This window comes from Paenibacillus ehimensis NBRC 15659, assembly GCF_004000785.1.
In the GTDB taxonomy this organism is placed as follows: domain Bacteria; phylum Bacillota; class Bacilli; order Paenibacillales; family NBRC-103111; genus Paenibacillus_G; species Paenibacillus_G ehimensis.
Map to the genome: position 1 here is coordinate 1 of NZ_BILX01000132.1, position 8,891 is coordinate 8,891.

Sequence of the window (8,891 nt, forward strand, 5' to 3'; positions counted from 1 at the left end):
CCAGTAGCCCGCCGTCTCACGGCGGGCCAATACCTCGTCAACCTCGGTGCCGACCCGCACCTCCGGCCAGATGATGAGCACCGGCTTCGCCGGGTCGAGCGGCAGCCCGGCTTCACCCCGCAGCAGCGTGACGCTGCGCTCGGCAATGCGCTCCGCCAGCCGCTGCGACGCCTCGGTCGCCAGGCTCGCGCCCGGCGCCAGCGCCACGCCCGCGACCGCTGCCGATGCGACGCGGCTCTTGAGCGCGAGCAGGCGCTCGACCGAGCGGTCGATCCGCTCCTCGCGGATGCGGCCGCTCTCCACCGCCTGCACGAGCGCGTCCAGCGCCGTCTGCTGCCGCTCGATCCGGTGGCTGACCAGCACGAGGTCCGCCCCTGCCTCCACGGCCATCACCGCGCCTTCGGCAATGCCGTAATGCTCGGCAATCGCATTCATCTCCAGGCAGTCGGTGACGACGACCCCGTCGTAGCCAAGCTCCTGCCGCAGCAGCCCGTCGATGACCCGGGACGACAGCGTCGCCGGCAGCCGCTCCGGCTCGACGGCCGGGAACAGCACGTGCGCGGTCATCACCGCATCGACGCCAAGCTCGGCCGCCCGGCGGAACGGCGCGAGCTCCAGTCGGTCCAGCCGCTCACGCGGGTGCGGCACAACCGGCAGCGCCGTATGCGAGTCCTCGCCTGTATCGCCGTGGCCGGGAAAATGCTTCACCGTCGCGGCGATGCCCGCTTCCTGATAGCCTCTCACGGCCGCCGTGCCAAGACGGCCGACCGTCTCCGCGTCCCCGCCATACGAACGGACGCCGATGACCGGGTTGAGCGGATTATTGTTAATATCGAGACACGGCGCGAAGTTCATATTGATGCCCATCGCCTTCAGCTCGCTGCCCGTGACCTTCGCCGCTTCGTAAGCCGCCTCGGCATCGCCGGTCGCCCCCAGCGCCATGCTGCCGGGAATCGGCGTCACGCCTTGATCGATGCGCATCACCATGCCGCCCTCCTGATCGATCGCGATCAGGAGCGGCACGCCGCCATGGGCGAGCGCCAGCTGCTGCAGCGATGCCGACAGCTTCGCTACCTGAACCGGCTCCGTCAGATTGCGGCGAAAATAAATGATTCCGCCGAGATGCTTCTCCCGGATCAGCCGTTCGATATCTTCCGACGGCTCCGTACCGTGAAAGCCGCACATCAGCATTTGACCGATTTTTTGCCGGAGCGTCAGCTCCCCAATTCCTTTAGACACCATCTGCCGCTTCCTCCTCTGTCTCAAGCTCCGCCACGCCCGGCTTGGCCCGTTCCCGGAACTCGGTAGGGGTCATCCCCTCGTATTTGTGAAACACCTTCGTAAAATACCGCCGCTCCGCGTAGCCGGCCAGCTTGCCGATTTGGGTGACGCTCTTGTCGCTGTGGAGGAGCAGCGATTTGGCCAGCTCCATCCGTTCGCGCGTCAAATATTCGAGGAACGTCTCCTGATGATGCTGCTTGAACAGCAGGCTGAAATAGCTGTTGCTGATTCCCAGATGCTGGGCCAGCTCCTCGACGCCCAGATCGCGGGCCACATGCTTCTGAATATAGTCCCGCGCGGAAGCCATCAGCAGCTCGGGCGATTTGCGCCGGCCCGTGCTCACCTGCTGGCATTCCCGGATGAGCAGGTGTACGCATTCGACAAGTTCCTTCACGTTTAAGCTATCCTCCAGTTTGGCCCATACCGTCTGCTCCTGCGAGCTTCCGAGCAGCCCGACCGAACGCATTTCCCGCAGCAGATGCAGGCACAGGAAATGCAGCATCTGCTCGGCGCGCATCGAATTGTGGCCGCCGGCCTCCTTGATGCTGCGGCCGAGCTCTTCGAGCGTCTGCTCGATCTTGGCGGAGTCGCCCTGCGTCAACCCGGTGGCGAGACCGTCGGCCAGGCCCCAGAACGAGCTTCCTGTCGCATCCGTCCCGGCCGTCTGCTCGTGGATCAGAATGTGCCGGTTCTCCAGCGAAAGCTGGAGGCCGCGCTGCACTTTGCGGTAGGCGTCCGCCAGCTCCTCCGCCGCAAGCGGCGACGGATATACCCCGACGCTGACGGACAGCTTGACGTACCGCTCCACCGCTTGCTGTACCTGCTCCGACCAAGTCCTCAGCCGCTCCGACGAGGCGGCGCCGGCGGCCATCGCTGCTCCCGACGGCCCCGTCACCGGAAGCGGAATAAGCACGCACCATTCCCCTTCCCGCGTCAGCAGCACCGCATATTCGGCAAGCTCCGGGCTGAGCGCATCCTGCAGCACGTTGCGCACGGCAAAATGCACCAGCTTGCGCTCCCGCTCGTCCTGCCGCGCGATCTGCGAATAATCGTCCAGATCGACGAGCAGCATCCAATAGCGCTGATCGAGCCAAGAGCGGTCCCCCTCTTCGCGGAGCCGGTGCAGCGGAAACGACGTATAGTCCATCAGCAGATCGAGCAAAATTTTTTCGTAAGCCAGCTCCGACAGCTCCCGCCATCTGGCCGTCTCCTTCAGCTCGTTGATCTTGATTTCACGGATGCCCGCGGCCGTCCGCTCGATGACCAGCTGCAGCTCTTCGTAATCGATCGGCTTCAGGATATAGTCGCGCGCGCCATATTTGACGGCGGATCGGGCATAGTCGAATTCCTGGAAGCCCGTCAGCATAATCATTTCGCCCTCGTAGCCGGACTCTCTCAGCTGCCGCAGCAGCTCGATGCCGTCCATGACCGGCATGCGGATATCCGACAGAATGAGATCCGGCTTCCCTTCGCGGGCCAGATCGAGCGCCTTCGCCCCGTTGGCTGCCGTGCCGATCAGCTCGATGCTCATCGCTTCCCAGGGAATGATCTTTTCCAGATTGCGGACGATATTGATTTCGTCGTCCACCAGCATGGCTTTAATTTTCATCGCGATCACCCGGTTGTTCGTTTTGGTATGGTGCAGCGAATGACCGTGCCGAAGCCCGGCTTACTGCAAATCATCATGCCGTAGCGGCTGCCGTAATGGATGCGCAGGCGGTCCGCCACATTCGGGATGCCAAGCCCGACCCGCTCCTCCGGCATCGGGGCCCCCGTTTCCGCCGAGCCGCCGGACCTGCTGCCCGGCGTTCCATGCAGACGGAGCAGCACGTCGTCCGGGATTCCGGCACCGTTGTCCTGTACCCACAGCACGACCGCGTCCTCCGTCTCTTCCGCGGCAATCCACAGGAAGCCCTTCTGCCGGTCAGGATCGCCGTCTCCCGCACCGCTGCTCTCCATCCCTTCGAAGCCGTGTTGAATGCTGTTCTCCAGCAGCGGCTGCAGCGTCAGCTTCAGAATCGGAGTCGAGGCAAGCGCAGGCGGCACGTCGATCTCGTAATCGAACAACTCTTCAAAACGGTATTTCTGGATCTCCAAATAATTGCGCACGTGATCGATTTCCATCGACAGCGGGATTTCTTCTTTATGATAAAAGCTGACGCGCAAAATCGTCCCGAGCCTCTGCACCATCCGGCTCACCTTGCGGCCTTCGTTTTGCGCCGCAAGCGCATTGATCGACTCCAGCGTATTGAACAGAAAGTGCGGCTTGATCTGCGCCTGCATCAGCATCAGCTCCGCTTTGTTTTTCCGCTCCTGCTCCCGCTTCACGTCCTCCAGCAGCGCGTTGATCCGCTCGACCAGACTGTTGAAGCCGCGGGCGAGCGCGCTGGTCTCGTCCTTGCTCTTCGCTTCGACGCGGATGCCGAGGTCGCCGATCTCCACCTTTTTCATGGAATTGACAATGTACAAAATAAAGCGGATCACGCGACCGACGAACAGCATGTTGAACAGCAGAGCGCTGAGCAGGGACAAGATCGTAATCGCGCCGATCCATTGGATCACTTGTATCGAGCGTCCGGACAAGTAAGCCCAAGGCGTGACGGAGACGACGCTCCAATTCATTTTGCCGAATTCGTCCAAGTCCAGATGATGCACCGACACGATGCTTTCGACGCCGTCGAACTTCATTTTGCCGCTCTCGTATTCCCCGCCCAAATGAATCGAGCCGTCGATGTGCGACGAAAGCGTTTGCCCCGAGAGCTTATCCTTGTTATCCACCATGATCAGCCCGTCCTGATTGACGATCATGAACCGGACATCGTTGCTGTGGGTCGTGCCGAAATAGTTGAAGATGCGGTTCAGCTCGCCGAATTGAAACTGCTGCAGCAGAATTCCGCGGTTGTCGAGCGTATACGTGTCGTTGATCACGCGAATCATCGTAAACAACGGCTTATTGCCGGTCCAATTCTCGAATTCGTGCGGACCGATCCAGCGCGGCACGCCGTTCAAAGCCATGACCTCGCCGAACACAGGCAGCTTGGCAAGCTCGGCGAAGGAAAGCGGCCTGTAGCCGATTTTCCCCTGACTGAACGACTGCCGGTCAAAATCATACAGCGTCACCGAGTAAGCCGGAGTATAGGAAAGAAACGTTCGCTGCAGCAAACGGTCGTATTCGGTCAAGGTGACGGCGTCGACGCCGTCTTTAGCTCCGAGCATCCGTTGGATGTCTTCCCGCTGCATCGACGCTTGAGAGAAATAGTTCGCTTCCTTCAGCACGTACGTAATATTGCGGCCGACGGCCTTCAGCGTAAATTCGGACTGTTCCGCATAGTTTTGCTGGATGATGCTCTGCGACAGCAAATACGTGATCGTTCCGAGCACGAACAGCGGCGCCACGATAAACGCCATGAACCCCAAAAACACCTTTTTCCGAAGATTCATCAAATGCCTGTCGTTCCTTTCTTATGCCGAAGGGTTCGCCGCCATGCTGCCGCCCTTCCGGCGAACCGGTCATCTCTTCGCTTCTTTATTTGCGGCTTCCTGCACCCGCTGAAGCTTCTCCACAACCTGCTCCGCCGTCAGCTTGCCGCCGACCAGCTCCTGCATGGCGGTTTCGAGCGCTTCGCGGACTTTGGCCTGGACGACCGCATCGAACGCCGGAAACTGTTTGAAACGGGTCGTCTGCATGATTTCATCCACAATCGGATAAAACCCCGACTGATCGATCAGCTTCATGGCCGGAAGAACGCCGGTTTCTTTCAATTGGCGCCGCTGCATTTCGTCGCTGTACATAATGCGGATGAACGCTTTGGCGGCTTCCTTCTCCTGTTCGCTGAGGTTCGCGGCGAAGCCGTAGCCGTTCGAATAGCTGCCGTTAATCCAGCCGTCGCCCTTCCCTCCGGTGTCCGGGAAGTTGAAGAAGCCGACGTCGTTCGCAATTTTCGACCACTGGGGATCGGCAATCGCCCCGCTTGCCCAGCTCCCGTCGAACAGCATCGCCGCGTTGCCCGCACGGAACTTGTACTGCTGCTCCGCATATTTAAGACCGAGGCTGCCTTCCGGGAAATAGCCTCTTTTGACGAGCAGCTCGTAGCGCTTGAAGCCGTCAAGCACGTCGGGATCGGTCCATTTGCGTGATCCGCTGACGAAGCCTTGGACGGAATCGGGACCGGCCGTACGCACCCAAAGCGTGTTCATCAGCATGTTGATCACCCAGCCGTCCGCCGCGGCAAGCGCAAACGGCGTAATGCCGTTCGCCTTCGCTTTCTCCGCGATGGCGATGAGCTCCTCCCAGGTTTTGGGTACTTCTACCCCCAGCTCTCTAAATATTTTCTTGTTGTAGTACACGCCTTCTACGAAGGACGCCGTCGGCAGTCCGTAAATTTTACCGTCAACCGTGAACTCGTCCAAATCGAAAAAGCGGTCCTTGAGCTTCAGCTCCTCCAAAATCGGGGTCAGATCCAGCAGCCGGCCGGCTTTGACGTACTTCTGCGTATCCGAACCGCCGAACAAGTCGAATATTTTGGGCGGCGCGCCCGCGGCCATCTCGGCCGGGAGCTTCTCGAAGCGGTTGACCTTGTCTTCGATGCCTTCCAGTTCCACCGTCAGCCCGGGAACGGCGGCTTCCATCCTTTTGGCCACGTCTTCCAGCAGCTTCAGCTTGAGCCTGGCATCGTCACGGACCTGAGTATGCCGCAGCGAAATCGTAAACGGCTTCGCCTGCCTCATGCCGCCGGCCTGATCGCCTTCCGCAGGGGTCGGCGCATTGATCTGACCGCACCCGGAGACTAAGCCCGAACACAGCAGTATCGAGGCCAATTGGAGCGGCCGCCGGTTGTTACTCATCCGTACCCCTCCTTCGGGAACCGCCAGTTATCCACTCTCGATTATAGTATGCGCCCCGCCGCGGACGGCAGGGTTTGATTTTCACAACAGGGGGATAAATTCGTCTAATGAATTGGGTATATTTGGAGTATGCCACGCCGGCGGGGAAAAAGACAAGATTAAAGCGATGGGAGCGTTACGAGTAATCGGTATGCAGTCTGTACTTTCCGCAAGTGAGACATTGAAATAGATAAAGACCGATATCGTCAGCAGGATGATTCAGCGATAACCCGCAGCTTGCTTTCAACCGTACTATTTCCTCTTGCAGCTCTTCCTTGAGGTCCATCCATTCGTCTTGGTCGAAATACCCGATAAACGCGCAGAAATCGTCACAGTGTCTCAACCACTGAGGCTCCTGCCAAGACGAATAGCTTGGCGTCCGAAATAGCAGCTCGTGCAACGGCCGGTCATGGATAGGCTCGACCTGTTCATTGCCCACAAAATACATATATTGATTCGTATCGTCGTTAAAGACGACCGACAACAAACCGTTGGTATACTCGACAGCTCCTTGAAAAGTACCGTTAAACTTTTGGGCGGCTTGTCCATCATGGATACACCATGGGCAGATCGCGTCTACATCATCGATGCAATAAAACGGCCCGGAATAAACATAATTGGTTTCCCGGCTGCAAACCGTACAAGGACGTGCCGGGCCTTGCTTAAACAGTCCGAGCCGATAGGCGTTAGGATGATACTTGAAATGAGGCAAGGTCTCGTCGATTCCATTTTTGCACATCACAATCTATGTCCTCTCTGTTTGATCTTTAGCGCATTCCGTTCTTGGTTGAATCAGGTTTCCTTTCTCTACCATATTCCCCATTAACGTGAACGCCTGCACCATAGCGGCTCACACCGTTGTCACGGACGTAAAACGTATCAGGCGAATTTAATGAAATCGATAGTTCGTAATCACCGTCTTGGTAGATCATTTCTGTTCCCGACAAATAAGCAGTGACTGAAGAAAGCTCCCCTATATTCACGCTGCCGTTCTTGATCCCTTCATCATCTCCAGTAACATGGAAAGCCGAGAGGCTGAAGATTATCGAGTTGCCGGAAACTTTCTCCATCGTTAGTGTCGAACCCCCGTACTCATCCGAGCCCTCTAAAATATAGTCTCTCGACGCTAACCTGGCCCAAAACTGTGAAGCTCCCGATTTCGAACCGCTTTTTAACAATTCCAGTGCCGTAGGAATATCCAGCATTCGATACGGACTCGCAGAAGAAACTTGATCTTCGAGCGCTTTACTTTCAACAAATCCTTCGTCTGTCTGTAGAAAGATCAAAATCTCGGATATCGGAATGGCTCCCATATAGCCGAAACCCGTCGTATAGTCTACAACGATAATAATATCTTTTAATCCGTCGCCATTGACATCTTTAAACGAAACGGCTTTCACTTCATGGATTGAATCGGGGGATGCCGGCTCATATTTTAATTCAACCGTTTGCTCCGGCCCCTGAACATAGAAATGAAGCACTGTCTTATTATTTTTTTCTTCCATCGTAGAGATGAACTGACTGCTGCCGAATTTTTCAAAAGGGATTGACGCAAAGGATTGTTCCTTGATCGGCGTGCCAATGATCTCGATAGGTTTTGATCCTTGGGAAGATTCCTTTGTTGCCGCTTCGTTATTTCTTTTTATATTGACGATTTTTTTTAGCTGCGCATGGTCCGAGATCTCCGTAGGGCCGTATTCTATTTTGTAATCTGTCAAGACTAAAGTTGCTCTCCCTTCCGAGTCGGGAGGTCCGAACTTTCGCTTCGTTTCATCGTCTAATGACAAAACAATCCATTCGTCGGGTCGATACTCTTCAGGCGTATCCCTGATTTTCATTTGAGGGAAGTTTTGATTTTCATCTACTTGAAATACGACTTCACCATCTAAATATTCCCGCTCTAAAGGATAACGTTTGAAGGTGCCTGTTACCTCAACCTCGCCAGTAAACTGGATAAAGGCTTGAGCCACATATTCTCCCTCGTTAGAAAGCTCCGTCCGTATCCTTTCGTAAGAGGCCACGGCCATGCTTCCTATTTTGTCTCCGACCTTGATCTTACGGGGATCAAATGCAGGTGAAGTGTTCGTTGGGGAATTCACTTGCTGCATCTTGGAATTGACAGTTGTTGAATTCTGTTTATCGTTTTTAGTTAGACCATTTTCATTTTTACAGCCTACAGAAAATAGTAAAAAAATCAGTACCAGCATGAAAAACAATAAGGATCTGGCTGTCTCAGGTCTATGCATGATTTACCTCGTGTAAAAGTGTAAATAACCCATTTAGTTCGGAATTCAATGATTCACATACTCGACTTTTTCCCCATTAATCGTGACTTGAATCCCAAACCTACTCCATCCTCTTTATACATCAGTTGTTTCTGGGTTATCGGGTGAGTCAATGCAATAAAATGAACACCAGAAACAGAATATCCCGAATATACGAGACTATCTTTCAAATTTCCCTTGATTTCATCCTGTTTAAAGGTCAACCATTTTGCCGTTTCATCATTTATATTAAAATTAGCAAGTCCACGTGCCCTGTCCGATGCCATGATCAAGTTGTATTTGGATGAATCACCCTGATCTATTTTAGCATCAGGCTCTGTCTGCTTTTGAACAGCCTGATTGGGGACAACGTCGTGAGGCCGTTCCTTCAAGCTTGCGCACCCAAACAAGCTCATAGCAAGAATGAGGATATAAAAAATCATGCTTGTGCGAAAAAACATA

Annotated in this window: 7 protein-coding genes; all 7 read right to left on the reverse strand. The window is 55.5% G+C overall.

Translation table 11 applies throughout. The features are described 5' to 3' along the window. Window positions 1–1,242, reverse strand: a 1,242-nt coding sequence (gene nagZ / locus PEH01S_RS33305; RefSeq protein WP_127490349.1) for a beta-N-acetylhexosaminidase, incomplete at its 3' end; no start/stop codon positions are given. Then, complete coding sequence (locus PEH01S_RS33310; protein ID WP_025845933.1) at window positions 1,232–2,890, reverse strand: response regulator transcription factor; 1,659 nt, start codon at window positions 2,888–2,890, stop codon at window positions 1,232–1,234. The genes PEH01S_RS33310 and nagZ, both read right to left, overlap by 11 nt. A 5-nt stretch (window positions 2,891–2,895) precedes the next feature. Next, window positions 2,896–4,722, reverse strand: coding sequence for a cache domain-containing sensor histidine kinase (locus tag PEH01S_RS33315; RefSeq protein WP_127490350.1), 1,827 nt, complete (start codon window positions 4,720–4,722; stop codon window positions 2,896–2,898). A gap of 69 nt (window positions 4,723–4,791) precedes the next feature. Continuing rightward, on the reverse strand, window positions 4,792–6,126 hold the full coding sequence (locus PEH01S_RS33320; RefSeq protein WP_127490351.1) for an extracellular solute-binding protein: 1,335 nt from the start codon (window positions 6,124–6,126) through the stop codon (window positions 4,792–4,794). A 175-nt stretch (window positions 6,127–6,301) separates the two neighbouring features. Next, a complete protein-coding gene (locus PEH01S_RS33325) occupies window positions 6,302–6,904 on the reverse strand; it encodes a CbrC family protein (RefSeq protein WP_127490354.1) in 603 nt (200 codons plus the stop codon). Window positions 6,905–6,932: 28 nt separating this feature from the next. Beyond that, window positions 6,933–8,411, reverse strand: coding sequence for a hypothetical protein (locus PEH01S_RS33330; protein WP_127490352.1), 1,479 nt, complete (start codon window positions 8,409–8,411; stop codon window positions 6,933–6,935). A 53-nt stretch (window positions 8,412–8,464) separates the two neighbouring features. Further along, window positions 8,465–8,891 (reverse strand): hypothetical protein (locus PEH01S_RS33335; protein WP_218032729.1); only part of this gene is annotated, 427 nt, incomplete at its 5' end.